This window comes from Erythrobacter sp. LQ02-29, from assembly GCF_022576075.2.
GTDB lineage: Bacteria > Pseudomonadota > Alphaproteobacteria > Sphingomonadales > Sphingomonadaceae > Alteriqipengyuania.
In genome coordinates this window covers 2,603,096-2,627,890 of sequence record NZ_JANCNT010000001.1, presented here as the reverse complement: position 1 = coordinate 2,627,890, position 24,795 = coordinate 2,603,096, and the positions used below count along the sequence as shown (strand labels likewise).

The 24,795-nt window shown below is 65.2% G+C and carries 20 protein-coding genes; 10 read left to right on the top strand and 10 right to left on the bottom strand.

The window, feature by feature from the left end:
- Positions 1–9 precede the first annotated feature (9 nt).
- From ccoO to MKP08_RS12785, 10 genes are all read left to right on the top strand, one after another.
- Positions 10–780 (top strand): cytochrome-c oxidase, cbb3-type subunit II, encoded by a 771-nt coding sequence (ccoO, locus tag MKP08_RS12830; RefSeq protein ID WP_241554156.1) that lies wholly within the window; start codon positions 10–12, stop codon positions 778–780.
- Positions 777–941: a cbb3-type cytochrome c oxidase subunit 3 gene (locus MKP08_RS12825; RefSeq protein WP_215227774.1), complete on the top strand. Its 165-nt coding sequence runs from the start codon at positions 777–779 to the stop codon at positions 939–941. Before ccoO ends, MKP08_RS12825 begins: the two co-directional genes overlap by 4 nt.
- Complete coding sequence (gene ccoP / locus MKP08_RS12820; protein WP_241554155.1) at positions 931–1,842, top strand: cytochrome-c oxidase, cbb3-type subunit III; 912 nt, start codon at positions 931–933, stop codon at positions 1,840–1,842. The genes MKP08_RS12825 and ccoP overlap by 11 nt, the downstream gene beginning before the upstream one ends.
- Positions 1,829–3,415, top strand: coding sequence for a cytochrome c oxidase accessory protein CcoG (gene ccoG / locus MKP08_RS12815; protein ID WP_241554154.1), 1,587 nt, complete (start codon positions 1,829–1,831; stop codon positions 3,413–3,415). Before ccoP ends, ccoG begins: the two co-directional genes overlap by 14 nt.
- Positions 3,412–3,870 (top strand): FixH family protein, encoded by a 459-nt coding sequence (locus MKP08_RS12810; RefSeq protein WP_241554153.1) that lies wholly within the window; start codon positions 3,412–3,414, stop codon positions 3,868–3,870. The genes ccoG and MKP08_RS12810 overlap by 4 nt, the downstream gene beginning before the upstream one ends.
- Positions 3,867–6,014: a heavy metal translocating P-type ATPase gene (locus MKP08_RS12805; RefSeq protein ID WP_241554152.1), complete on the top strand. Its 2,148-nt coding sequence runs from the start codon at positions 3,867–3,869 to the stop codon at positions 6,012–6,014. Before MKP08_RS12810 ends, MKP08_RS12805 begins: the two co-directional genes overlap by 4 nt.
- Entirely contained in the window at positions 6,011–6,181 is a 171-nt protein-coding gene (gene ccoS / locus MKP08_RS12800; protein WP_215227779.1) for a cbb3-type cytochrome oxidase assembly protein CcoS, read from the top strand. The genes MKP08_RS12805 and ccoS overlap by 4 nt, the downstream gene beginning before the upstream one ends.
- Positions 6,178–6,399: a hypothetical protein gene (locus MKP08_RS12795; RefSeq protein WP_241554151.1), complete on the top strand. Its 222-nt coding sequence runs from the start codon at positions 6,178–6,180 to the stop codon at positions 6,397–6,399. The genes ccoS and MKP08_RS12795 overlap by 4 nt, the downstream gene beginning before the upstream one ends.
- Positions 6,400–6,430: 31 nt before the next feature.
- Positions 6,431–7,744, top strand: a complete 1,314-nt coding sequence (hemN, locus tag MKP08_RS12790) for an oxygen-independent coproporphyrinogen III oxidase (protein WP_241555609.1) — start codon at positions 6,431–6,433, stop codon at positions 7,742–7,744.
- Positions 7,745–7,849: 105 nt separating this feature from the next.
- The gene (locus MKP08_RS12785) at positions 7,850–9,289 is read left to right on the top strand and encodes a carboxylesterase/lipase family protein (RefSeq protein WP_241554150.1); all 1,440 of its coding nucleotides are present in this window, start codon (positions 7,850–7,852) and stop codon (positions 9,287–9,289) included.
- Between the two features lie 77 nt (positions 9,290–9,366).
- Here MKP08_RS12785 and MKP08_RS12780 read toward each other — a convergent pair whose 3' ends face one another.
- The 10 genes from MKP08_RS12780 to MKP08_RS12735 form a co-directional block, all read right to left on the bottom strand.
- Entirely contained in the window at positions 9,367–10,566 is a 1,200-nt protein-coding gene (locus MKP08_RS12780) for an ABC transporter permease (RefSeq protein ID WP_241555608.1), read from the bottom strand.
- A gap of 8 nt (positions 10,567–10,574) precedes the next feature.
- Positions 10,575–11,309, bottom strand: coding sequence for an ABC transporter ATP-binding protein (locus MKP08_RS12775; RefSeq protein WP_215227782.1), 735 nt, complete (start codon positions 11,307–11,309; stop codon positions 10,575–10,577).
- Positions 11,306–12,619: an efflux RND transporter periplasmic adaptor subunit gene (locus tag MKP08_RS12770; protein WP_241554149.1), complete on the bottom strand. Its 1,314-nt coding sequence runs from the start codon at positions 12,617–12,619 to the stop codon at positions 11,306–11,308. Before MKP08_RS12770 ends, MKP08_RS12775 begins: the two co-directional genes overlap by 4 nt.
- A complete protein-coding gene (locus MKP08_RS12765) occupies positions 12,616–14,037 on the bottom strand; it encodes an efflux transporter outer membrane subunit (protein ID WP_241554148.1) in 1,422 nt (473 codons plus the stop codon). The genes MKP08_RS12770 and MKP08_RS12765 overlap by 4 nt, the downstream gene beginning before the upstream one ends.
- A 182-nt stretch (positions 14,038–14,219) precedes the next feature.
- Positions 14,220–15,647, bottom strand: coding sequence for a glycosyltransferase family 2 protein (locus MKP08_RS12760; RefSeq protein WP_241554147.1), 1,428 nt, complete (start codon positions 15,645–15,647; stop codon positions 14,220–14,222).
- A complete protein-coding gene (locus tag MKP08_RS12755; RefSeq protein ID WP_241554146.1) occupies positions 15,644–16,639 on the bottom strand; it encodes a HEAT repeat domain-containing protein in 996 nt (331 codons plus the stop codon). The genes MKP08_RS12760 and MKP08_RS12755 overlap by 4 nt, the downstream gene beginning before the upstream one ends.
- On the bottom strand, positions 16,636–17,769 hold the full coding sequence (locus tag MKP08_RS12750) for a YaiO family outer membrane beta-barrel protein (RefSeq protein WP_241554145.1): 1,134 nt from the start codon (positions 17,767–17,769) through the stop codon (positions 16,636–16,638). Before MKP08_RS12750 ends, MKP08_RS12755 begins: the two co-directional genes overlap by 4 nt.
- Positions 17,766–18,137 carry a response regulator transcription factor gene (locus MKP08_RS12745; RefSeq protein WP_241554144.1) on the bottom strand — a complete coding sequence of 124 codons (372 nt, stop codon included), beginning with the start codon at positions 18,135–18,137 and terminating at the stop codon, positions 17,766–17,768. The genes MKP08_RS12750 and MKP08_RS12745 overlap by 4 nt, the downstream gene beginning before the upstream one ends.
- 60 nt (positions 18,138–18,197) lie before the next feature.
- Positions 18,198–21,674 carry a CHASE domain-containing protein gene (locus MKP08_RS12740; protein ID WP_255750562.1) on the bottom strand — a complete coding sequence of 1,159 codons (3,477 nt, stop codon included), beginning with the start codon at positions 21,672–21,674 and terminating at the stop codon, positions 18,198–18,200.
- 213 nt (positions 21,675–21,887) lie between these two features.
- Positions 21,888–24,719, bottom strand: coding sequence for a TonB-dependent receptor (locus tag MKP08_RS12735; protein ID WP_256970098.1), 2,832 nt, complete (start codon positions 24,717–24,719; stop codon positions 21,888–21,890).
- Positions 24,720–24,795: the final 76 nt, after the last annotated feature.

Here is a 24,795-nt window from a genome sequence, read left to right as displayed (position 1 = left end):
CATCCAGGCATGACCGATCTCGCCGTCAAGGAAACCGTGAAAGGCCACAAGCGCCTGGAACGCAATATCACGCTGCTGGCTATCGCCACGTTCTTCACCGTCGCCATCGGCGGTATCGTGGAGATTGCGCCGCTGTTCTGGATCGACAACACGATCGAGAAGGTGGAGGGCGTGCGGCCCTATACCCCGCTCGAGCAGGCGGGTCGGGACATCTATATCCGCGAAGGCTGCTACAGCTGCCACAGCCAGATGATCCGTCCGTTCCGCGACGAGGTGGAACGCTACGGGCATTACAGCCTCGCCGCGGAAAGCATGTACGATCACCCGTTCCAGTGGGGCTCCAAACGCACCGGGCCTGACCTGGCGCGCGTGGGCGGGCGCTATTCCGACGAATGGCATGTCCAGCACCTGCGCGACCCGCAAAGCGTGGTGCCCGAAAGCGTTATGCCGCAATACGGCTTCCTCGCGGAGACCGACCTGCACGTCGCCGATCCGGCCGCGATGCTGACCGCGCTGCGGCGCGTCGGCGTGCCTTATTCCGATCGCGATATCGGCCAGGCGTTGGCCGACATGATGTTGCAAGGCGATCCCGAAGCCGAGGGCGACATGGCCGATTTTCTCGCCCGCTATCCCAAAGCGCAGGCGCGCGATTTCGATGGTGATCCAACGCGCCTGACGGAGATGGATGCGCTGGTCGCCTATCTGCAGATGCTGGGCACGCTCGTCGATTTCGAGAGCGCCGCAGCGCATGAGGAACTGGCGCAGGAGAAGGGCCGGTGAGCTTGTACGACCAGCTGCGGCATCTGGCCGACAGCCACGCCCTCGTCGCGATCGTGGTGGTGTTCCTGATCCTGTGCGCCTGGCCGTTCCGCCCCGGTGCCGGCAAGCACAACCGCGCCGCCGCGAAATCCATTTTCGAGGATGAGAACGATGGCGAATAAGCGCATTGACGAGCCAACCGGCACTCAGACAGTCGGGCATGAGTGGGACGGTATCGAAGAGCTCGATACCCCGCTGCCGCGCTGGTGGCTGTGGACGTTCTATCTCACCATCATCTTCGCGATCGGCTACGTCATCGCCTTTCCTGCGTGGCCGATGCTGGACCGTGCGACTTCCGGCCTGCTCGGCTGGTCGAGCCGGGGCCAGCTGGCCGAGGAGGTCGACCTCGCCCAAGTGGCGCAGCAGGGCATGCGCGACACACTGGCCCGTACCCCGATCGAACGCTTGCCGGATGACAGCGCGCTGATGGCGCAGGCCGTGGCCGGGGGACGCGCTGCCTTCGCCGTCAACTGCAGCCAATGCCACGGCTCAGGCGCGGCGGGCAGCCAACGGCTCGGCTATCCCAATCTGAACGACGACGACTGGCTGTGGGGTGGCGACCTGAAGGCAATCGAATACACGATCGTCAACGGTATCAGGCAGCCTGGCCATCCCGATACGCGAAGCAGCGTCATGCCCGCGTTCGAGGGTGCCTTCGAACCGCAGCAGCTGGAAGCGCTCGTGTCGCATGTGCTCTCGCTCAGCGGCAAGGGGCGCTCGACCAGCCTGGGCGCGCAGACTTTCGCCGACAATTGCGCGGCGTGTCACGGCAACCAAGGCCAGGGCAATCGGGAAGTCGGTGCGCCGCGCCTCAACGATGCGATCTGGCTGCGTGGGGGCACCGCGGAGGACATTCGCAGGCAGGTCCTTCAGCCGCGCATGGGGGCGATGCCAGCCTGGGGCGATCGGCTCGATCCGGTGACGATCAAGATGCTGGCAGCCTATGTCCACTCGCTCGGGGGAGGCGAAGACTTCGTAGAGGTCGCCAAGGACCCCGAGGTAGAGGTCGATGAGCAACCCTGAAGAACCGCATCCACATGATGGCCGAGCGCGATCGGCGGTCATCGAGCGGGGCGTGGCGAAAACAAACCGGCCGGTAAGCAGCGCCGTCGCCGCGCCGGGCGCCGCCACGAAGCGGCACGAACCGAGCGAGCCCGATCGCGCCCACTTGCGCGAAAAGCTCTACGAACCGCGCAAGCAGGTCCACAACAAGCGGATCGACGGGCCGTTCAGGCGCTTCAAGTGGTTCGTCATGCTGGTGACGCTCGGCATCTACTACGTCACCCCCTGGCTGCGCTGGGACCGCGGGCCGTACGCACCCGACCAGGCGGTGCTGGTCGACGTCGCCCACCGTCGCTTCTACATGTTCTCGATCGAGATATGGCCGCACGAATTCTACTTCGTCGCCGGTCTGTTGATCATGGCCGGGGTGGGGCTGTTCCTAGTCACCAGCGCGGTCGGCCGGGCCTGGTGCGGCTATGCCTGCCCGCAGACCGTATGGACCGACCTGTTCCAGCATATCGACCGTTTCGTGGACGGCGACCGCAATGCGCGCGCGCGGCTGGATGCTGCGCCCTGGCGCTGGAGCAAGGTGCTCCGGCGCGCCTTCAAATGGACGATCTACGCTGCGATCGGATTCGTCACGGGCGGTGCATGGATCCTCTATTTCGCCGATGCGCCGACGCTGTTTCGGGAGTTCTTCGCCGGGGAGGCGGCCCCGGTCGCCTATATCACCGTCGCGATCCTGACGCTGACCACGGTGACGCTGGGCGGCTTCATGCGCGAGCAGGTGTGCATCTACATGTGCCCGTGGCCACGTATCCAGAGCGCGATGCTCGACGAGAAATCGCTGATGGTCACCTACAAGGACTGGCGCGGCGAACCGCGCGGCAGCGTGAAGAAGGCGCGCCGCGATCCGGAGCATTTCGGCGACTGTATCGACTGCATGCAATGCGTGCAGGTCTGCCCCACCGGGATCGACATTCGCGAGGGGCCGCAGATCGGCTGCATCACCTGCGCGCTGTGCATCGATGCCTGCGACAAGGTAATGGCCGAGGTCGGCCGTCCCCGCGGCCTGATCGATTATGCCACGCTGGAGGATTGCGAACGCGAAGCGAAGGGCGAAACGCCCCGGTCGCCCTGGCGCACCCTCTTTCGCCCGAGAACGATCGTCTATTTCCTCGTCTGGGGTGGGATCGGGGTCGCGCTGCTGTTCGCGCTAGGCACGCGCAGCCGCACCGAACTGACGGTCTCGCCCGACCGCAACCCGCCCTACATGCTGATGAGCGACGGGTCGGTGCGCAATGCGTTCACGCTCAACCTGCGCAACATGCAGAGCCGCCCGCGCCAGATGGAGATCGCGGTGGAAGGTCTGCGGGATGCCACGATGTGGTCTAGCACGGTCGGTCGCGCCGATGCCGCGCCCACGCAGGTCGTGACGGTCCCCGCCGACCAGACGCGCAGCGTGCGCGCCTATATCGCCGTGCCGCCGGGCACGCCTGCGCAGGATTTCACCTTCCGCATCACCGCGCAGGACGAGGAGGGCGAAAGCGACAGCGTGAAAACCCGCCTGTCCGCACCGGAGGACGCCCCGTGACCGGCCGTACCAGACGCAAATTCAGCGGGCGCGACATGGCGATGATCCTTGTTGGTGGCTTCGCCGTGGTCTTCGCGGTCAATTTCACCATGGCAGCGCTCGCCACGCGCGGCTTCGGCGGTGTGGTGGTCGAGAACTCCTACGTTGCGAGTCAGAACTTCAACGGCTGGCTGAGCGCCGAACGCGCGCAGGAGCGGTTGGGCTGGTCGGTCGAGATAGGGCGAGGCGACGACGGGAGATTGGTGATCGAAACCGTTGGCGCGCCGCAAGCCGCCGATGTTTCTGCCCATCTGCGGCATCCGTTGGGGCAGAAGGACGAGGTCGATCTGACCTTCCAGGCTAGCGGGAAGGACCGCTACCGCTCCGACCAGCCTATGCCGGCGGGACGCTGGATCGCCCGCGTCACGATCGTTTCGGGCAGCAATCGCTGGGTCGGCGAGCAACACGTCGAATGAACGCGGCGGTCGCCATCGAACCCGCATCGGGCGAGCGCATGCTCGACACGCGCCTAACCGTACCGGGCATCAAGTGTGCAGGGTGCATCGGCAAGATCGAGCGCGGCCTGTCCGGGTTCGAAGGGGTGGAGGCTGCTCGCGTCAATTTCTCGGCCAAGCGCGTGGCGGTGCACCATGTGCCATCCGTGACGCGGGACGCGCTCGTTGGCGAACTGCGCCGCCTGGGCTTCGACGCGCAGCCGGTGGAGGCCAACCCGCTGGCGCAGGACGATGCCGAGGGCAGGGCGCTCCTGCGAGCGCTGGCCGTCGCCGGTTTCGGCATGATGAACATCATGCTGCTGTCGGTCAGCGTGTGGTCCGGCGCGGGCGGGGCGACGCGCGAGTTGTTCCACTGGCTCTCGGCGCTGATTGCCCTTCCGGTCATAGTCTATGCGGGCCGACCGTTCTTTGCATCGGCGGCGATGGCGCTACGCCATCGGCGGACAAATATGGACGTTCCGATCTCCATCGGTATCCTGCTGGCGACAGGTCTGAGCCTGTACGAGACATTGTCCGGTGGGCAACACGCCTATTTCGACAGCGCGGTGATGCTGCTGTTCTTCCTGTTGGCGGGCCGCGCGCTCGACGCCACGATGCGCAACCGCACGCGCGCCGGGATAGGGGCGCTGCTGGGGCGGATGGGGCGCGAAGCCGGGGTGGTACAGGCCGACGGATCAATCGTGCGCGTCGTTGCGGACCAGCTTGCGCCCGGGATGCTGATGGTCGTGGCGGCGGGGGAGGCGCTGGCGGCGGACGGCGTGCTGGAAGACGCCGGGGGCTCGATCGACAACTCCATGCTCACCGGCGAAAGCAATCCCGAACGGATCGGGTGCGGCGATCTGGTCCATGCCGGTGCCATCAACCTGCTCGATCCGATCCGGGTGCGCATCACGGCGGCCGGCAGCGATACGGCCATTGCGGAAATCGCTCGGCTGATGGACGAAGCGGGCCAGTCGCGCAGCCGCTATGTCCGTATTGCCGATCGCGCGGCGCGCCTTTATGCGCCCGCCGTCCATTCGCTGGCGGCGCTTGCCTTCGTCGGCTGGATGATCGCGGGAGCGGGCTGGCACCAGTCACTGGTCATTGCGATCGCCGTCCTCATCATCACCTGTCCTTGCGCGATGGGGCTAGCGGTCCCCGCGGCCCAGGTGGTCGCCTCCGGCGCTTTGATCCGCAAAGGGCTGCTGGTGAAAGACGGCAGCGCGCTGGAGCGGCTGGCCGAGGTCGACACCGTCATTTTCGACAAGACCGGCACGCTGAGCCTGGGCGAACTGCGCGCCGATATCGAGGATTTCGATCCGCGCGAGCGCTCTATCGCGCTCGCCCTGGCGCAGGAAAGCCGACATCCTCTCAGCGTGGGCCTGGCAAGGTCGCTCGCTGCGCATGGGGTCGTCCCCGCCCGGATCGACGGTGTCGCGGAGACCGGAGGTGTGGGCATCACCGGTCGGTGCGAGGGCCTGACGGTCGCTCTCGAACGGCCATCCGAAACCGATCGCGCAAACGGTGAAACGCCCAGCGTCTCCTTGCGGATCGGCTATCGCAGCCGCCTGATCGCCTTCGCAGACCGTCTGCGGCCCGACGCCAAAGCAGCCATCGCTGCCTTCGGCACGCTCGGGCTGGAAGCGTCGGTCCTGTCAGGGGACGGGCCGGCGGCAGTAGCGCGCGCCAGCTCGCAGCTTGGCATTGCGGGGAAGGGCGGGGTCGATCCGGCGGGCAAGCTCGCCGCACTCGAAGCGCTGAAGCGCGCCGGTCGCCATCCGCTCATGGTGGGCGACGGGTTGAATGACGGCCCCGCGCTGGCCGCCGCACATGCATCCATCGCGCCGGGCACCGCGAGCGATGCGAGCCAGCAGGCGGCGGATGCGGTGTTCGTGGGCGAAAATCTGATGCCCGTAGCGCTCGCCGTGCGTGTCGCGCGGGCGACGATGCGGATCGTGCGGCAGAACTTCGGGTTCGCGATCGCTTACAACACGCTCGCCATCCCGCTCGCGCTCGCAGGCCTCGTGACCCCGCTGATCGCGGCGGTCGCCATGTCGGCAAGCTCGCTGGTGGTGGTCGGAAACTCGCTGAGGCTGGCCCGCGCTGCGCGCAAGTCGATCGGATGAGCGTGCTGGCCTATCTCATTCCCATCGCGCTGCTGATGGGCGGGGGCGGCCTCGCCACGTTCTTCTGGGCGATGCGGGACGGCCAGTTCGAGGATCTGGACGGCGCGGCCAACCGCATCCTGATCGACGACGACGACGATGATGACCGGCAGGAGCGAGACGAATGAACGGCAATTTGCTTCTCGCGCTGACAGCCCTGTTGCCACTCGCGCTCGGCACCAGTCCCGCCAGTGGAGACACGATGTCCGTGACCATCTGTTCGGGAACCGAGAGAAGAACCATCGAAGTCCCGATCCCGGGCAAGCCGCCGGCGATACCCGGCCATTGCGCGGCCAAGGCATGCCACGCAGGCTGTAACCGCAAGGAATTTGATCCAACGCAATGACGGCGCGGTCGGATCGGCCGAAGGCGTCCGCATGTGGCATTATCATCCAGACCTGCTGGCGGTACCCGTTCCGCGGTACACCAGTTTTCCCACCGCCGCCGAGTTCGGCGCGCTTCAGCCCGCCGATCATCGCAAGGCGATCGAGGCCGTGTCGGGCGATGTCTCGCTCTACGTCCATATCCCCTTCTGCGAGAAGATCTGTTTCTACTGCGGGTGCAACACGGGTACATCCGGTCGTCAGGCGCGGCTACACGCCTACCTCGATGCGCTGCATCGCGAGATACAGACCGTATCGGCCCTGCTGCCGTCCGGCACCCAGGTCAGGCGCGTGTCTTTCGGAGGGGGGAGCCCGAACGCCCTTTCGCCGATGGACTTCGCCCGGCTGGTCGATGCGCTGACCGCCCAGTTCGGTCTGACCGACCCCATCTTCTCCATCGAACTCGATCCGCGCAGCATGTCGGACGAATGGGCCGGGGTGATCCAGGCCGTCGGGATTGAGCGGGCCAGCCTCGGCGTGCAGACCTTCGCCGCACATTGCCAGCAGGCGATCGGCCGGGTGCAGGGGGAGGATTTGATCCTGCGCACGGTCGACCAGCTGCGCGATGCCGGCGTTACCTCGCTCAATTTCGACCTCATGTACGGCCTGCCCGATCAGACGCGCGAGGATCTGACCGACACGCTGCACCGCACACGCGTGCTGGGGGCCGACCGCGTGTCGCTGTTTGGCTATGCGCATGTTCCCCATATCGTGCCGCGCCAGAAGGTAATCGACGGCGATCGCCTGCCCGATCAGGAAGAGCGGTTCGCGATGGCCTCGCTAGGCTATGCCTACCTGTGCACGCATGGCTACACGCCCGTCGGCTTCGACCATTTCGCGAAGCCCGGAGGCGACCCGCTGGCCCATGCAGCGCTCGGGGGCGGGCTGCACCGCAATTTCCAGGGTTTCACCGACGACGATGCACCCAACCTGATCGGGCTGGGCGCGTCCGCGATCAGTTCCTTTCCCGATCTTCATGTGCAGAACGAGAAGAACGCCGGGCGCTACCGCATGCGTGTTTCGCAGGGGGCTCTGGCGACCGCGAACGGGGTCAGGCGCACCGCTCAGGATCGCTATCGCGGCGCGGTCATCGAACGGCTGCTGTGTCACGGTCACGCCCGGATAGGCGCGTGCTTGCTGGCGGAGGTTCATCCGCGCCTCGCCCCCTTCATCGAACGCGGCCTCGCCAGTGTGGACGAGGGATGGCTCTCCATCCTGCCGGACGGCCTGCCCTATGCGCGGACAATCGCAGCGTTGTTCGATACCTACCGGCAGGATTCGCAGCGTCGTTTCAGCTCGGCTGTGTGAGGGCCAGATGCTCGATACGGTCGAAACGGGTGCGGTAAGGATGGTGCGAGGGGCGTAATCCTGCAATGGTCGACCGGCATTGCTGCGGCGAAACGGAGATCGACCATGCGCATACTCACGAGCCTGTCCGCTCTGGCCATCGCATTTTCGGCAACGTCCGCTACCGCTGCGCCCCCGGAGGATGGGGCCGCTGTCGCTTTGGTGCGCACCGATACGGGCGCGGTTCGGGGCATGGTCGAGGACGATATCGTCAGCTGGAAAGGCATCCCCTTCGCCGCGCCTCCGGTCGGGCAGCTCAGGTGGCGCGCCCCGCAGCCCGCCGATCCGTGGGACGATGTGCGCGATGCTACGCGCTACGCCAGCGACTGCATGCAGAAGCCGTTTCCGAGCGATGCGGCCCCGCTGGGAACGCAGCCGGCCGAGGATTGCCTCTACGCCAACATATGGCGACCGACCGATGCGCCTGTGAAACTGCCGGTGATCGTGTGGATCTATGGTGGCGGTTTCGTGAATGGCGGATCTTCGCCGCCCACCTATTCCGGCGCGCCGCTCGCGGGCAAAGGCGCGGTGGTGGTCAGCTTCAATTATCGCGTCGGCCGGTTCGGCACCTTCGCACACCCCGCGCTCACTGCTGCCGACGCGGACGAAGGGCTGCTGGGCAATTACGGTTATATGGACCAGCTTGCCGCCTTGCGCTGGGTCCAGCGCAATATCGCTGCGTTCGGGGGCGATCCCGAAAACGTCACGATCATGGGCGAATCGGCGGGTGGCATGTCGGTTCATAATCTCGTGACCTCCCCGATGGCGCAGGGTCTGTTCGACAAGGCGATCGTCATGTCGGGTGGCGACGGGGGCGGGATGGGCGAAGGCGATTTCGCAACTGCCGAAGCCATCGGAACACGCTTTGCTCAGGGGAAGGGGATTGCACCTGAAGATCCCGATGCGCTGGCGAAGCTGCGGGCGCTTTCGGCCGAGCAGGTCACCGACGGGCTGAACCTCGCCACCATGTTCCAGGCGCGGTCGGGCAACGCGCGCACATTCGCCAGCCCCTTCGCCGATGGCAAGTTGGCGGTCGATCCCGCCGCCGCCTATCGCAGCGGAAACTTCGCGCATGTCCCGGTGATGATCGGGGCGACCAGCGCGGACATAGGGGGGCCCACCGGCACCATGGTTGCGGGTGCGCACCGTATCGCAGGAGAACTGGCCGCGCAGGACGTGCCGGTCTGGCAGTATCGCTTCTCCTATGTCGCGCAATCGGTCGGCTCCGAGGGCGCGCAGCACGCGAGCGATATCCCGTTCTTCTTCGACACGGCGGGGATCAAGTACGGCGCACAGACCACGGATCGGGATCTGGCGATTGCCGACGTGATGAGCAGCTATGTCGTGGATTTCGCCAAGACCGGCAACCCGAACGGCTACGACCTGCCGCAATGGCCCCGCTATGACAGCGGGTCGGACATGATCATGGACTTCTCGGAATTGGGCAAGGCCGAACCGCAGGTCGATCCGCTCGGGGACCAGCTCGACGCCACCCACGGTAGCTAACGTACGTCCTTGTGGTTCGGCGTCGGCCGGCGGAGGTTCTGAGCCGCTTCTGCCGTCAGCTAGGGTTACGCGACGCTTCACTCATGCCGCAGGGCATCGATCGGATCGAGTTTGGATGCTCGCGCGGCGGGGTAGTATCCGAATGCGATCCCCATGAAGGCCGAGAAGAGAAAGCTTGCGACATTGATAACCGGATCGAAGACGAACGGTACGTCGATCACGCCGGAAAGACTCCACGATAGCAGAAGCGCGAGGCCGATCCCGACGAGCCCTCCGAAACAGCAGAGCACCACCGCCTCGGTCAGAAACTGCATCCGCACCTCGCGCGATAGAGCGCCGATGGCGAGCCGGATGCCGATCTCCCGGGTTCGCTCGGTCACCGACACCAGCATGATGTTCATGATGCCGATCCCGCCCACCAGCAGGCTGATCCCAGCGATCACGGCCACCATCGCGGTCAGCGCGCCGGTGGCGCTGCCGACAGCTTCATTGACCTGAGCGGTGTCGATGATGTTGAAATCGTTGTTCGCACCCTCCTGCAGCAGGCGACGTTCGCGCAGCAGCGCGATCAGCGAATCCTGGATCGAAGCGCTGGAATAGGCCGCGTCGTACTTCACGACGAAATAATGCAGGTCGTTGCTACCGGTGAAGCGTCGCTGCACCGTTTTCAGCGGCATCATGACCGTATTGTCCTGATCCTGGTTGGGACCGCCCCCTTCGCCGCGTTCCTTCAGCACGCCCACGACCGTGCACGAGACTTGGTTGACGCGCATCTCTTCGCCCAGGGGACTGGTACCCTCCACGAAGATCGCACCGAGCACTTTGGCCCCGATCAGGCAGACATCCTTGCCGGACGCCATCTCCTCGTTCGTGAACATGCGCCCCTCGGTGACGTCGATCGATTGCGCACGCAGGAAATCGTTGTCCACGCCCTGGACGGTGGTGGCCCAGTCCTGCCCGTTGTGGATCGCGGTGGCATTGGTCGAAACGCTGCCTGCCGCCTCCCGAACGCCGCCGATCTGGCGGGCGACCGCGTCGACATCCTGCTGCTTGAAAGGCCGCGGCGCGTCCCGGTCGCCCTTCGTGGGAAATACGATGAATACGTTGGAGCCGAGCGAGGAAATCTGGTCCTGGACCGATGCCGTCACGCCCTTGCCCAGGGTGACCATGGTAATCACCGCCGCGACGCCGATGATGATGCCGAGCGTCGTCAAAAACGAGCGCAGAAGATGGCGGCGGATCTCGCGGAAGGCGAGGAGCAGAGTGGCGCCGAACATGCCGAGCATCAGGCGTGCTCCATGGGTTGCGGGCGGTGATTGCGGTCGATCCGCTCGACCAGGCCATCGCGGAAATGGACGATGGTCCGCGCATATTCCGCCATTTCGGGTTCGTGCGTGACCAACAGGATGGTGATCCCCGCGGCGTTGAGGCGGGTGAGCAGTTCCATGATTTCGATCGAACGCTCGGTATCGAGGTTTCCGGTCGGCTCGTCCGCAAGCAGCACATCGGGTTCGGTCACCAGCGCCCGGGCGATCGCCACCCGCTGTTGCTGTCCGCCCGAAAGCTCGGCCGGAGTGTGGTCCGCCCATGGAACGAGGCCGACCTGATCCAGGGCATGCAGCGCAGCTTCCCGGCGAACCGCACGCTTTTCCCCGCGATAGAGCAGCGGAAGCTCCACATTTTCGATCGCCGTAGTCCGGGCCAGAAGGTTGAACCCCTGGAAGACGAAACCGAGATAGCGCCGCCGCAGCAGGCTGCGCTGGTCGCGGGTGAGCGCCTGGACCTCGACCCCGCGGAAGCGGAAAACGCCGCTGGTCGGTATGTCGAGGCAACCGAGGATGTTCATGGTCGTGGACTTGCCCGACCCCGAGGGGCCCATGACCGCGACGAAGTCGCCGCGGTCGATCGACAGGTCGATGCCCTTCAACGCCTGGAATGCGGCTTCACCGGTTCCGAAGGTCTTCGTAATGCCTTGCAGCTCGATCAGCGCCTGGTCTTCCGGGGTAGGGCTGTCGCTCACTGACCTTCGGCCTTCTTCCCCGTCACGACCTTCATTCCGGGCTTCAGTTCCTTCGAAGTCACCACTGTCAGTCTGCCATCGCTCTGGCCGGTAACGACTTCGATCGGCTTTAACGTACCGTCCGCTTGCGCCACGTAGACGCGCTGGCGGCTTCCGATCCCGATCGAGGCCTGCTGATCTGCCTCGGTCAGGCCGATTTCCGGGTTGAGAACGCCGCCGCCCTGCTTCTCCTGAGCATCCGGCTGGAACCGCAGGGCCGCGTTGGGCACGAGCATCCGCTTGCCGGTGCTCTCGGTGGCGATGGTGGCGGTCGCGGTCATGCCGGGGCGCAGCAGCCCGTTCGGGTTGTCGACCGACAAGCGCGCCTCGTAATCGACCACCGAGGACGCCGCACCCGCGGCACTCGCCTGCTGGCTGGCGGTGGCTGCGGTATTGGTCGAGGCCTGATCCACGCGCTCCACACGGGCGGGAAAGCGTCGGCCGGGATAGGCGTCGACGGTGAACGTGGCTTTCTGCCCTTCGCGCACCTGCCCGACATCGGCCTCGTCGATATTGACGCGCAGCTGCATGGCGGAAAGGTCCTCGGCGATGATGAAAAGCGTCGGCGTGCTGAAACTGGCCGCGACGGTCTGTCCCGGCTCGACCTGTCGCGCCAGGACGACGCCGGAGACGGGGGAGCGAATGACCGCCCGGCCGCGGTTGGTCTGAGCGGTAGAGAGCTGCGCCTGCGTCGCCTGCACATTGGCCGTCGCCGCGGCAACGGCGGCGCGATCGCGCGCGACCGACGCTTCCGCCTGCTCGAGCTCGACCTTCGACGGAACCTTGCCACCCGAAATCTTGTAGACGTTCTGCAACCGCGCAAGTTGGGCGGTGTCGACATTCAGCGTCGCCCGGGCCTGCGTCACTTGCGCGGTCGCGGCGTTGAGGTTGGCACGGGCCTGCGCGATCTGATCGTCGATCACGTCGGTGTTGATCTGCGCCAGTACCTGGCCGCGGGTGACCCGATCGTTGACGTCGACGAATATCCGATCGATCCGCCCGGATACTTCGGAGCCCACCTCGACCTGATTGGTGGGACGCAGATTGCCCGTGGCGGTCACGGTAAGGTCGAGTGAGCGATCGACCACCGGTTCGGTAATGTAGTTCGGCGTGTCGCTCCCGCGCGAGCAGGTCGCGACGGCGAGGACGAGTGCCAGCACGATCACGCCCGGCAGCCAGAATTTCATCCAGCGCCGCCAGCGTGGCCGCGGCTTGGTGCCCAGGAAGTCGTCGATCGAACCGGCGCTGCGGTCGGTGGTGGCCTCGCTCACGGCTGTGTGTCCTCGCCTATAGAAGTAGTCTGTTCGATCGGTCGCGTCGGGTCCCAGCCGCCGCCCGCTGCCTGTTCGAGCGCGACGAACGCATTGGCCCGCTCCGCCTCGGCGGCGGCGAGCGCATTGCGCGCGCTCAACAACTGGCTTTCCGCCGTCAGCAAGGTCTGGAAGTCGATCAGCCCGGCCTGGTACTGGCTACGGGCCAGGATGGCGGCATTGCCCGCCGCGTCGCGCGCGGTGGCAAGCTCAGCGACCCGCTGCCGCGCCTTGGAGAGCGCGATATTGGCGTTCTCGACATCGGTCAGGGCCTGCAGGATGGTTTGCTGCCAGGCGGCGAGCGATCCCGCCGCGACGGCGCGCGCACTGTCGATCTGCGCCCTGGTCCGGCCGCCGTCGAAGATCAGCTGGCTTACGCCCGCAAACAGGCTGCCGGTGATGGTATCGAACAGGGCGGAAAGGCCGAAGGAACCGGAGCCTACATTCCCGCTCAGGCGAACGAGGGGGAGCAATTGCGCGCGCGCGATGTCGATGCGCGCGGTGTCGGCAAGCAGGAACGCCTCCGCTTGCCGCACGTCCGGGCGCTGGCGCAAGACTTCGGCGGGTAGGGCCAGGCCGACCGAGCCCGGCGGTTGCGGTATGGTAGGGGCGGCTTCCTCGAGCTCTGCCCGCACCGGGCCGGGCGCTTCGCCGAGCAGCGTCGAGATGGTGTTCGCGGCCTGGGCGAGATCGCGTTCCAGCGCCGGGATTGACGCCGCCGTCTGTGCCCGTTGCGCGCGCGCCTGTTCGACATCGAGACTGGAAACCAGCCCCGCCTGAAGCCGCCATTGCGCGATCTGCAGGTTGTCGTCCTGAATCGCCAAAGTCTCGCGCGCGATCGCCAATTGCGTCGCCAGTGTGCGTGCCGATATCGTGGTCTGCGCGACCTGGCCCACAATCAGGCGTTGCAGGTCGGCCAATCCGTATCCCGCCGCGGCCAGTTCCGCCCGCGAGGCGGCCACGTCGTTGGAAATGCGCCCGAACAGGTCGATCTCCCATTGGGCGTCGGCGCCGACCGAGAACTGGGGATCGGTATCGACGAAAGAGCCGAAATCGCGCTGCACTCCTGCCGTGCCGCTGATCTGGGGCAAGTAGCTGGCGCGGCTCGCCCGCACTCCGGCGCGCGCGATCGCGACGCGCGACGCGGCCTGCGCAAGGTCGCGATTGTTCTCCAGCGCCAAGGCGACGAAGCGGTCGAGCAGCGGATCGTCCAGCGCCGTCCAGTAGGATACCGGGTCGAGAGCGACCGAAGGCGCAGGATCGCTCCACCGTTCGGGCACAGCGATACCGGCGTCCGGGGTGGCAAGCTGGCCGGACGTGCTGCACGCCGCGAGCGCAAGCGCCAGGGCGCCTGCCCCTAACCCTTTAAAATGAAACAACCCGACCCCCACCTCTGCCGTCACGCGATACTGACCAAGGTGCGCGACTTTGCAAGGAGATATTTACTAGATTCGAAAGCAGTTCGAGAAGCCGGGCACGACTGGCGAAGTTACGCGAGGCGAAATCTTGAAGGGCGAGACACCCTACAGCTCACAACGGGAGAGCAGGCCGACGTCGTCGCTCACCCCCGGTTGAAGCCCACGCGGGGCACGGCGGCCCAGGTGGTGTCGTTCCGGAAGAAGCGTTGGATGCCGCGCAGCCGGTACCACAGGTTCATCTGGCGATAGCCGAAATTCTCGAGCACGGCTGCCTGCCCGATGCGATACAGGTCGCGCGCATTGGGCGTGCGGCGCAGCTGGTTTTCCTCCAGCGCGAGGGTGCCCACGCTAAGGCCGCAACCGAACACCACCGAAACGAAGAAATAGGCGACCGCCATCACCGGGTCGAGCAGCCCCAAGAGCGCTGCGATCGGCACTATCAGATAGCCCACCAGTTCGGCCGGCGGGCCGATGATGTCTTCCAGCACGATGTGCGGCATGGCGAGTATGCCGACCCTGCCGTAGCCTGGGTTGAGGATCATGCGGCGGTGGCGTTGCAGGGTCTCCAGCGCGCCCTGCTGCCAGCGCGCTCGCTGGTTCTGCAATCCGGACAGCTCGGCGGGTGCCTCGGTCCAGCATACGATATCGGGCACGAACGCGATCCCGTAGGGGCGCTTTTTCTCCCGCATATGGCGATGGAGGCGAACCACCAGTTCCAGATCCTCGCCAACGGTATCGTGACGATAACCGCCCATCTCCACCAGGGTGGAACGACGGAACAGCCCGAACGCGCCGGAAATGAGCATCAGGGTGTTGGTATGAGCGTTGGCGACGCGGGCGGTGAGGAAAGCGCGGAGATATTCGACCACCTGGAAGCGCGGGAGCAGCCCCTTCGCCACGCCGATTTGCTGCAGCGATCCGCCCTTGACCGTACAACCGTTGACGATCCGGATAGCACCACCGACCGCGACCAGTCGCCCATCGTCGTGCATGAATGGTTCGGCCGCGCGCAGCAGCCCGTCGGGCTCGATGATCGAATCCGCGTCGATCACGCATACCAGCGGCGTGCGGGCGAAGCCGATGCCCGCATTCGCGGCATCCGCCTTGCGTCCGTTCTCCTTGTCGACCACCAGCAGGTTGGCATATTTCTTCGAGCGGTAGGTCTTGTGAATTTTCGTCTGCTGCAACTGCGCGATCTGGGTCCGCTCGCACTCCTCCATGTCGAAGGATCGCAGCAGTGTACCCAGCGTATCGTCGCCCGATCCATCGTTGACCACGATCACTTCGTGATCGGGGTATTCCAGGGCCAGCAGCGCCTTCGTGCTTTGAACGATGGACAGTTCCTCGTTGAACGCCGGGGCGATCACCGTGATCGGCAGCGCAAGGTCGGCGTAGCGTTCCCACAGTTCCCGCGCGCCCTCGCTCGGTTCAATGCGCGTGGCGAAAACCCACCAGGCGATCCCGAGCTGTATCAGGCTGATAACGTTGCGCACCGCGACCACGATGAAACAGCCGAAGGCCAGCCATATGATGACCTGTGCGACCGCGTTCAGAAGGTCGGTCCAGCTCATGCTGCGTCCCTTTCCGCCGCGGCACCCGCCGTAGGCACTTTGTCGCGCGAGACCGTGAGCCTTTCCAAAGCGAGTTCGGCGCGCAGGCGAACCCAGAGCTGGGGATCGGCGCGCATCTCGCGCAGCTTGTCGCTCGCTTCGCGCAAGCCCAGCGCGGCGCAGGCGTTCACGGCCTGGACCCTGACCGAGGTCACCTCGTCGTCGAGCGCACGCAAGACCCAGGATCGCGCACTGGGGTGGCCGAGTTTTGCCGCAGCTCGCAGCGCGGCGCAGCGGATCTCCGGATCGTGATAGCGCGCTGCGTGCTTCAGCAACCCGATCACTTCCATGTTTCCGCTCCAGCCAAGCGCGTCGATCAGCTCCGCGCGCCATTCGCCAGACAGATCGTCGTCGAGCAGCAGGACCAGCTGTTCGCTGTATTGGGGTGAGCTCGTGCGCAGCAGCGCGACATCGAGCCGCGAGGGACGGCGGGCCGGCATCCTCAGCAGACGCATGATCTCGCGCGGAGGGGGCAGGGCATGCATCGCCGCCAGCGCGAAGGCGGCTTCCATCCGGACCCGCTGGCTACGGTCGCGCGCCATCAATGCCCGGATCCGCGCGATGCACGCCTCGCTGCCGAACCGCTGGAGCAGCCGGATCGCGTTGATGCGTTCCGCGCGGCGCCAGCTATGCGACCGGCGCAGAGTGACGGCGAGCAATCCGTCGAGTTCCGCCATTTCCATCAGCCGAGCGCGTTCGCCCCCACGCAGCAAAGCCTGGACATGCGCCACGGCGGCCATTCGACGCGTGTGGGTCCACCCGCTGTGCTCGCCCTCCTCGGCGTAGCCAGCGACGCGGCGCAGATAGCTGCGCGTCACCGCCGCCTCGACATGCCGGTTCTTCTTCTCCGAAAGCTCCGCCAGATGGCGGCGCAGCAGGAGCAGCAGGAATATGGCGATCACCGCCCCGGCCAGCGCGGTCGAACCGATGATGACGGTTTGATAGATATTCATCGGTCACCGAAGCGAAAGCCGAGAACCAGATTGGCGGACAAGCGGCGATAGCTGTCCTTCCGGTCGTCGTAGGCACCGATCGCGGTCAGCGTCAGGCCTGTGTTCAGCGGAACCACCACGCCGAGCGCTCCGCTGCGCAATTGCCGCACCTGGTCCGCCTCGACATCGGGATAGCTTGCGGCGCTGGCGAACACGCCCATACGGCCTTCCGGCCGATAATCTAGCTGCAACGCCCCGCCGAGGCGGTAGTCGTTGCCACCGCCGAACAGATTAATGGCACGCGCCGAGAGGGCGACATCGCGAGCCAGCGACAGCCGTATGCCCGGCTGAGCAACGAACACGCCGCCGGTGCCGTAATCGGCATAGCGCAGATCGAGCAGGGCGGTCGCGCGCCCGCCAAGCGCATATTCGCCACCGGCACCCATGCTCCAGCTCTCGCGGAAATCCGCGTTCGGGACGACACTGCCCGACAGGTAAATGAAGCCTTGGTCGATACGGCGATCGATGCGAGCGGACAAACGCGTGTCCGTACTCGCCCGCTTTTCCCGTTCCACCGCCAGCGCTGCCGAAAGGTCGTCGCTCAACCGCGCGCCTGCGGCCACGCTTTGCGAATACCAGGTCTGTCCGTCGCGATTGTCGAACGAGATATCGGAGAACCCGGTGACCACGCTGAGCGCAACGATGCGTGGCCGATCGCCAGCTTCGGCACGCATCAGGCGCGCCTGGAGCTGGTCCAGCTCGGGATAGTCAGGCGCGACGGCGACCATTGCCGCTGCCTGTGCGCGCGCCTGGTGCGTCTGGCCGCGCCACGACAGGATGTTTCCGCGCGCCAGCTGGATATCGAGGTCGTCGGGCGCGAGGCGCAGGGCGCGGTCGATAGTCGCCTGGGCCGCATCGAGATCGTTATCCGCCGCTTGGACAACTGCAAGCCGGCGCAGCAAGCCGGCATCGTCCGGCGCATCGGCGAGCAGGGCGGAAAGAATGGCCCGCGCCTGTTCGAAATTACCCTCGGCGCGCGCGCGGTCCGCCTGCTCGATCCGCTCGGTGCGCGGCATTTCCGGCGTTTGCGCGGCGAGCGGCGCTGCGACGGCAAGCAGCCACCAGAACAAGACACGGCGGAATGCCGTCATGCGTTCGGGCCGAGGATCATTTCGATACGCACGAGAAGCTCCTGCGGGATGAACGGCTTGGTGAGGTATTCGGCGGCACCCGATTTGATCGCGTTGACGATGTCGTTTTCGCCCTTGCGCGCAGTGAGCATCAGAACGGGGATGGCTCGCGTTTCGGGGTCGGCCTTGATCGTGCTCAGCACTTCGGGTCCGGAGACGATTGGCATCATCGAATCCAGCACCACCAGATCCGGCATTTCCGCTTCGATCTTCTCCAGCGCCTGTTCGCCGTTCTCGGCGACGATCACCTTGTGTCCGCCCCCTTCGAGGCGGAACCGTACCAACTCAACCAGGATCGGGTCGTCGTCGGCAATGAGGATTCTAGCCATTGTTCGCTCCAATTTTGCCTTAAGAATTGGGCGAATAGGTTTAATATCTGTTGAAGACGATCATGATGGTTCGACCGGTTCCCGGCCCAGTTGTTCGCCGATCGCGGCCAGCAGTTCGCGCGTTGCCGAGGGGTCCGAACTCGCCAGAAGCTCACGCTCGAACGTGCGGCATCGCTCGCCCAAATCGCTCTGGCCGAAATATCCCGCGACGCCTGCGATCTGGTGGAGCAGCCCGGCGATTTCGGTTTTCGCTTCGTCTTCGACCTCGCCGCTTTTCAAAGCGGCCTCGATTGCCGCGATCGTCGCTGCTTTTCGATCGGCGAACATGCGCTGCAGGCGTGGGTTGGTCTCTTCCTCGATAGCCGGTTCCGCAGGGGCAGGGCGGTCGGGCGAGCGGGGCGACCAGCGGCAAATGGTCTGGCGCAGATCCTTCACGCGCAGCGGCTTCGCCAGATGCGCCTGCATCCCCGCCGCGCGGCATTGCCGGATGTCGTCGGCATAGGCGTTTGCCGTCACCGCGATGATCGGCAGGGTCGCCGCGCTCAAACCGGCCTCGCGAATGGCGATCGATGCGCCGAGGCCATCCAGCACCGGCATCTGCACGTCCATCAGAACCATGTCGTAGGGGGCGCCGTCCCGCGCGGCTGCCACCGCCATGTCCACCGCCTGGCACCCGTTGCCCGCGAGGTCGCACTGATGCCCGGCCTGCGCCACCATACCCAGTGTAAGCTCCTGGTTCACCGGATTGTCCTCCGCCACCAGGATGCGCAGACCGGACGCGGGTGTGCCCTCGTTGCGTTCGACGGGCTCCTCCGCCTCGGCATCGGTGGTTGGGGCCGCGCATTCTCGCAGTGGCAGGGTGAGGGTGAAGCAGGAGCCTACGCCCTCTTCGCTTTCCACTCGCAACTTGCCGCCCATCAGTTCGGCCAGCTGCGCGCTGATCGGCAGGCCCAGGCCCGTGCCGCCGAACTTGCGGGCGGTCGTTTCGTCGGCCTGGGTGAACTTCTCGAATATCTGGCCGAGCCGATCCTCGGGTATCCCGATGCCGGTATCCTTCACCGCGATCGCCATGCGCGGGGCCGCATCGGACTTGCCTCGATCGATCGTCAGCTGCAGTCCGATGCTACCTTTCTCGGTGAATTTGAGCGCATTGCCGAGCAGGTTGAGCACGATCTGGCGCAACCGCATCTTATCGACTGATACGCGCGGCGGCAGCGTTTCGTCGATCCTCAGCTTCAACGCCACGCCATTGCGCTGCGCCACCGGCTCCATCAGCCGCACGCAGCTGCGCAGCGTATGCCGCAGATCGGTCGGTTCGTTCGAAACCGTCATCTGGCTGGCCTCGATCTTCGCGAAGTCAAGCAGGTCGTTGAGGAGGCGCAGCATGGCGTTGCTCGATTCCGCGATCATCTGCAGGCGCCGTCGCTGATCGGGATCGTCTTCCTCGCTCAGCGCGAGATCGGTGAAGCCGATGACACCGTTCATCGGGGTACGGATTTCGTGGCTCATATTGGCGAGAAAGCTGCTCTTCGCATTGTCAGCAGCGCGCGCCTCGTCGCGGGCCTGGGTCAGATATTCGCGCATCGTCACATCCTCGGTGCGATCGATGATCACGCCGAACACGGCCGTCGCCACTGCGTCTTCATTCCGGTCGACATGTCCGATGACCTCGACATGGCGCAACTGGCCATCGCGATGAACCAGGCGCGCGGTGAAGCGATAGGATTCACCCGTCGCGATAGCCTCGTCCAGGGAGTCGGTTACAATCTTCCGGTCATCGGGGTGATAGAAGTCGATTGCTTCCCCAAGCGGTGGAGGTTGGCCCGGCGAAAGACCATGCAGTCGGAAGACTTCGTCGGACCACTGAATCGCTTGCTCCGCCAGATCGAGATGCCAGTGGCCGACATGGGCGGTCGCCTCCGACAGGTTCAGCATGCGGTTGCGCTCTTCCAGTTCGGCGGTCGCTTCGTCCACCTTCCTCACGACCAGCGCCTCGCGCCGGGAAAACGCGATGAGGAGGATGCCGAGCATGACGGTGACGACGAAGCCGCTCAGGAGGACGAGCAGCGGCTCTTCCGACACGACCCGGCGATCGAACGGGGGCAGGCTCCGCCAGCGCAAGGTCATCGGCTGGCCGGCCAGTTGGATGGTCCTGGTAAGCTCGAAGCGTGCCTCGCGCGATGGAGAAGCCGAGTTCGCGAACATCAGGCGATCGGGGTCGATGTCGCGCCCGCTATAGACCTCCAGTGAAAAATCCTGGCCCTGTCGCGGGGTCAGCCTGGCGAGAAATTCCGCCGCGACGAGCGGAGCGTAGATCCACCGGCGCGCGCCCGTATCGGCTGTTTCCACTATGGGTTCCATGAGGAGGAAACCGCCACCGCCGTTTTGCACCAGCGCGAGCGGTTGGGTCATCGCGATGCGACCCGTGCGCGCGGAGCGCTCGACCGCCTCCTGGCGGCCCTCCTCGAATGCGAGATCGAGGCCGAGCGCCACGAGATTGTCCTGGAGAGGTTCGATCCGGTCGATGATGAAATGCTTGTCCCCCGGTACGTCGGGATGGACTGCGAAGCGTTCCCCGTATTCGCGATAGAATTCGCGGCGATAGGCGGGCAATTCCGCGCCGCTTACTTCCCGGAAGATGCCCAGCCCGCGCATGCCCGGATAAGCGCGATCGAGGTCTAGCCGATCGACATAGCCCTTCCATTTGGCGGGAGAGATTCCGCCCTCGATAGCGGCAAAGGCGGCCCCGCCATCGAGCGCGCGATTGTATGTCTGGAGGCGGTATTGCAGCGCCTGCTCCGTATCGGTGGCCAGGGCGAGGAAGCTGGCGGTCGACTGTTCGTACTCCCGCTCGGCGGCGTAGCGCCAGGCATAGAAGGTCAGGAGCAACGTCAGCGACAGGCAGATCGCGATGGTGGAACTGGTGCCGCGCACCACCTTGCCGCGCCACAGAACGGGGATCGGCGAAAATCGCGACAAAAGGAGGATCGGCAGCACGAAGGCGACGCCCAGTACATCGCCCCCGGCCCAGGTCAGCCAGTTTTCCAGTACCATTTCGGGCTGGGCGGCCCCCGTGAAGAGCAAGGTTCCCACCCCGATTGTCGGTGCGATGAAGCAGGGAAGCACTACTACCATCAGCGCGAAACACGGCAGTTCGCGCGGACGGGTTACATCAATGCCGGTCTGGAACCATCGGGTTGTGAGCAGACCCGCCAGTGCCTGCATTACTGCGCCCGTGGCGATGACTGCGGCAATGCCGACTGCCCCCCAGAGCTGGTCCGGATCGGCGCTGCCTTCCAGCCCGTTCATGAGGTTGATCGATGCGGAGCCGAGCCAGATTCCAGGCCAGATGGCCCTGTTTCGAAGCATCAATGCGCTCAGAGCGACACCGGACGCGGGCCATATGATGGTCGCGTATCCCGGGGGCACAGCCATTTGCAGTCCGACATACCCCGCGAAGAAATAGCAGGCGGCCAGCGCCGTGACATCGCGCAGCCAGAGAAGCGCCGAGGTCGCTCGAACCTGGGGCGCCTTCATCGCCGCGTCGAATTGTGCCCTGTCGGGATTGCGCATGCCTCGGCCTCGGGTCCTCGTTCTCCGTGAGCAGGGGTACGCGAACTCGGTTAACGAGGATTAAAACCGGTCTCGGCGCGCAGACCAGACGGCACCAAACGTCGTCCAAAGGAAAGGGGCCGCCGTCCGCGTGGACGACGACCCCTTTCGAGCACTGCAAGCCTGCGCGTCTCCGCGTTAGAATTTACCGCGAAGGGTCACGCCGTAGGTCCGCGGCTCTGCCAGATAGGCGGAATAGGTTTGCTGCGGCGCGATGAAAGGCGTGTTGAAGGCCACCTGCGTGTAGTCCGTGTCGAACAGGTTCTGGGCCCACAGCTCGACCGAGAACCGATCGGCGATGTCGGTCAGGCCGACGCGCGCGTTCACCACGGTGTAACCGTCCTGCTCCTTGCCATAGAGAAGGTCGGAACCGGTGTTGTAGTCGCCGACCATGCGGGCATTCACGAAGACCAGGCCACGCATCCCGCTGGTTCCGATCGGTGGAGTCCAGCTGAACGAGGACGTCGCGGTGATCAGGGGAGCGTTGGAAAGCTGGTCGCCCGGCAGCAGGCGAAGCGCCGGGTCGAGCGGGACTCCGGTATCGCTGCCGATCAGATCGTCCTTATAGCGGGTGTCGGAATAGGTCAGACCCATGTTCAGACCGACATCCCGGATCGGGTTCAGCGACGCTTCCAGTTCGAAACCCTTGGCGACCACGCCCGGTGCGACATCGTCGGCCGAGCAGGTGCCTGTGGCCGCGTCAGCATCGCTGTCGGCCGCGCCCAGATCGGCGTCGCACCCGTTGATGTTCTGGACCAGGAAGACCGAACCGTTGAAGGTGTTGAGCTGGAAGTTGGAGAACTCCTGATAGAAGCCCGCGAGGCTGAGGCTGAAGCTTCTGGTCGCGTACTTCATGCCCACTTCGAACGCGTCGACCGTCTCCTGGTCGAACTGGAGATTGTCGACACTGCCGGCAAGGAGCGGGCCTAGCACGATGCCGGTGGCGGAAGTGCCGGTTAGCGCCGAACGGTCGAGGTTGAAGCCCCCTGCCTTGTAGCCGCGGGAATAGCTGCCGTAGACCAGCAGGTCGTCGGTCGGCTTCCAGCTGAGGATGGCGGTACCGGTGACCTCGTTCTCCTTGCGGGTGTCGTTGGGATTGAGACCGTTCAACTCCGCTGTGGAATTGCCCTGGCACGCCAGCGTGATGAGGCCCCCGGCGATGGCGCGAGTGAGCGGGTTCGCGCTCTGCGTGAGAGACAGTAGTTCGGCGCGCTGCGTGGGGCAGATCGTATTGTCGTTCTGGAACGTCGCGTCGAATTGCTTCTTCTCGTGCGTGTAGCGTGCGCCGAGCGTGAGATCGACGGTATCGGTCACATGGAAGATGTTGTGCGTGAAGATCGCGAAGTTCTTGCTGTTCTGGTTGTAGACGTCCTGCACCCCGCCCACGTCGTTGACCGTGTCGAGGCGGTTGAACCCGGCCACGATCAGCGCGCCTTCGTTCCGGGCGGGAACGGTGGGGTCGTTGAAGGGCGAGAAGGCGGGTGCCTGAAGGATCGGCGCCAGCGCCGGATTGATACACCCGGTCGAACCCGGCGAGAAAATGTTCGCCAGCGGCGTGCCGGCAACCAGCGGCGCGAGCGAGGTGCCGACCACGCGGCAGGTGGCAAAGCGGCCATAATCATCGCCGAACCGCAGATTGTCGCGCACCGTCAGGTCTTCGTTGGCGAAGTATCCGCCGACGAGCCAGTCCAGCCGGTCCTCGAACAGCGAGCCTTGCAGGCGCAGTTCCTGGCTGAAGGTCTTGAATTCCCGCGCAAGAGCGTCGGGTCCGGACGCACGATACAGCAGATCGAGCGAGGTATAGTCGGTATCCGATCCCTGGAAGTTCGAATACTCACGATAAGCCGTGATCGAAGTCAGCGAGACGCTTCCAAGTTCGTAATTGATCTCTGCCGAAACGCCGTAATCCTTCGTTTCGCCTTCGAAGCTGCGACCCGGAGTGACATAAATATCCCGATCGAACGTATCCTGCGTCAGCGCGCGCGGGTCCTGGCCCAGCGCGAGGATGACGGGGATGATGGGGTTCCCGCTCCCGGTCAGGGCGGTCCCGGCGGCGGTCGGCCGATTGAACTGATCGAAGCCGGGGCTGGTCCGCGCGAGTGGCGCGAAATCGGGCTGTACGAAGGTCGCGGCGCAGCACGCTTCGTTCTTCTTCGAGTAATCCCCGACGATCCGGACCGAGAGGTCGGAGTTGGGCTCGAACAGCAACTGGCCGCGCACGAGGTAGCGGTCGCGATTGTTCACGTCGGTATCGTTCAGCACGTCGTGGTAGAAACCGTCGCGCTTCATATAGACGCCGTCCACGCGCGCGGCGAGCGTCTGGCTCAGGGGCGCGTTGACGCCGCCCTCGATACGATAGGTGTCGTAATTGCCGTAGGTGAAGTTGCCATAGCCCGATAAATTGAACTCGGGCGGCGCGGTGTAGATGCTGATGAGGCCGGCGGAGGAATTGCGCCCGCCCAGCGTACCCTGCGGTCCGCGCAGAATTTCGATCCGGTCGATGGGGCCGAGTTCGCTCAACGCATTGCCGGACCGCGAGCGATAGACGCCGTCCACGAACACCGCGACGGAGCTTTCCAGGCCGGGATTGTCGCCGACCGTGCCGATGCCGCGAATGCGGGCAGAACCGTTCGCTTCGTTGCCCGTCGAACTGACGAGCAGGGAAGGTGCCACCGCGTTCAGTTCGCGGATATCGCTGGCACCCGTTTTCTCGAGCAGTTCGCCGGAGACGGCGGAGACGGCGACCGGCACATCGGCCAGGGGTTGCTGGCGGCCCTGCGCGGTCACGATGATGACGGTATTGCCCTCATCGACGGCCGTATCGTCCTCCACGCTCGCGCGCTCGGCCTCGGTCTCCTGGGCAGGGGCGGTTTGCGCGTGGGCGATACCGGGGATTGCCAGGGCGACCAGCGAGGCGCCGAGGGACAGGGTCGCTCTGCGACGCGACGACGATTGGCACACAGTGCGCATGAATAACTCTCCCATGTGTATTCTTGTTGCAAATTTGTACGCCGAACGGCGGCATTCGCTGCGGCATAAAGGCATC

Excerpts from the sequence above, each read along its gene's own strand:
- ccoO (WP_241554156.1), top strand. The coding sequence starts at position 10 with ATGACCGATCTCGCCGTCAAGGAAACCGTGAAAGGCCACAAGCGCCTG.
- ccoP (WP_241554155.1), top strand. The coding sequence starts at position 931 with ATGGCGAATAAGCGCATTGACGAGCCAACCGGCACTCAGACAGTCGGG.
- ccoG (WP_241554154.1), top strand. The coding sequence starts at position 1,829 with ATGAGCAACCCTGAAGAACCGCATCCACATGATGGCCGAGCGCGATCG.
- MKP08_RS12805 (WP_241554152.1), top strand. The coding sequence starts at position 3,867 with ATGAACGCGGCGGTCGCCATCGAACCCGCATCGGGCGAGCGCATGCTC.
- ccoS (WP_215227779.1), top strand. The coding sequence starts at position 6,011 with ATGAGCGTGCTGGCCTATCTCATTCCCATCGCGCTGCTGATGGGCGGG.
- MKP08_RS12795 (WP_241554151.1), top strand. The coding sequence starts at position 6,178 with ATGAACGGCAATTTGCTTCTCGCGCTGACAGCCCTGTTGCCACTCGCG.
- hemN (WP_241555609.1), top strand. The coding sequence starts at position 6,431 with ATGTGGCATTATCATCCAGACCTGCTGGCGGTACCCGTTCCGCGGTAC.
- MKP08_RS12785 (WP_241554150.1), top strand. The coding sequence starts at position 7,850 with ATGCGCATACTCACGAGCCTGTCCGCTCTGGCCATCGCATTTTCGGCA.
- MKP08_RS12780 (WP_241555608.1), bottom strand. The coding sequence starts at position 10,566 with ATGTTCGGCGCCACTCTGCTCCTCGCCTTCCGCGAGATCCGCCGCCAT.
- MKP08_RS12760 (WP_241554147.1), bottom strand. The coding sequence starts at position 15,647 with ATGAGCTGGACCGACCTTCTGAACGCGGTCGCACAGGTCATCATATGG.
- MKP08_RS12755 (WP_241554146.1), bottom strand. The coding sequence starts at position 16,639 with ATGAATATCTATCAAACCGTCATCATCGGTTCGACCGCGCTGGCCGGG.
- MKP08_RS12750 (WP_241554145.1), bottom strand. The coding sequence starts at position 17,769 with ATGACGGCATTCCGCCGTGTCTTGTTCTGGTGGCTGCTTGCCGTCGCA.
- MKP08_RS12745 (WP_241554144.1), bottom strand. The coding sequence starts at position 18,137 with ATGGCTAGAATCCTCATTGCCGACGACGACCCGATCCTGGTTGAGTTG.
- MKP08_RS12740 (WP_255750562.1), bottom strand. The coding sequence starts at position 21,674 with ATGAAGGCGCCCCAGGTTCGAGCGACCTCGGCGCTTCTCTGGCTGCGC.
- MKP08_RS12735 (WP_256970098.1), bottom strand. The coding sequence starts at position 24,719 with ATGCGCACTGTGTGCCAATCGTCGTCGCGTCGCAGAGCGACCCTGTCC.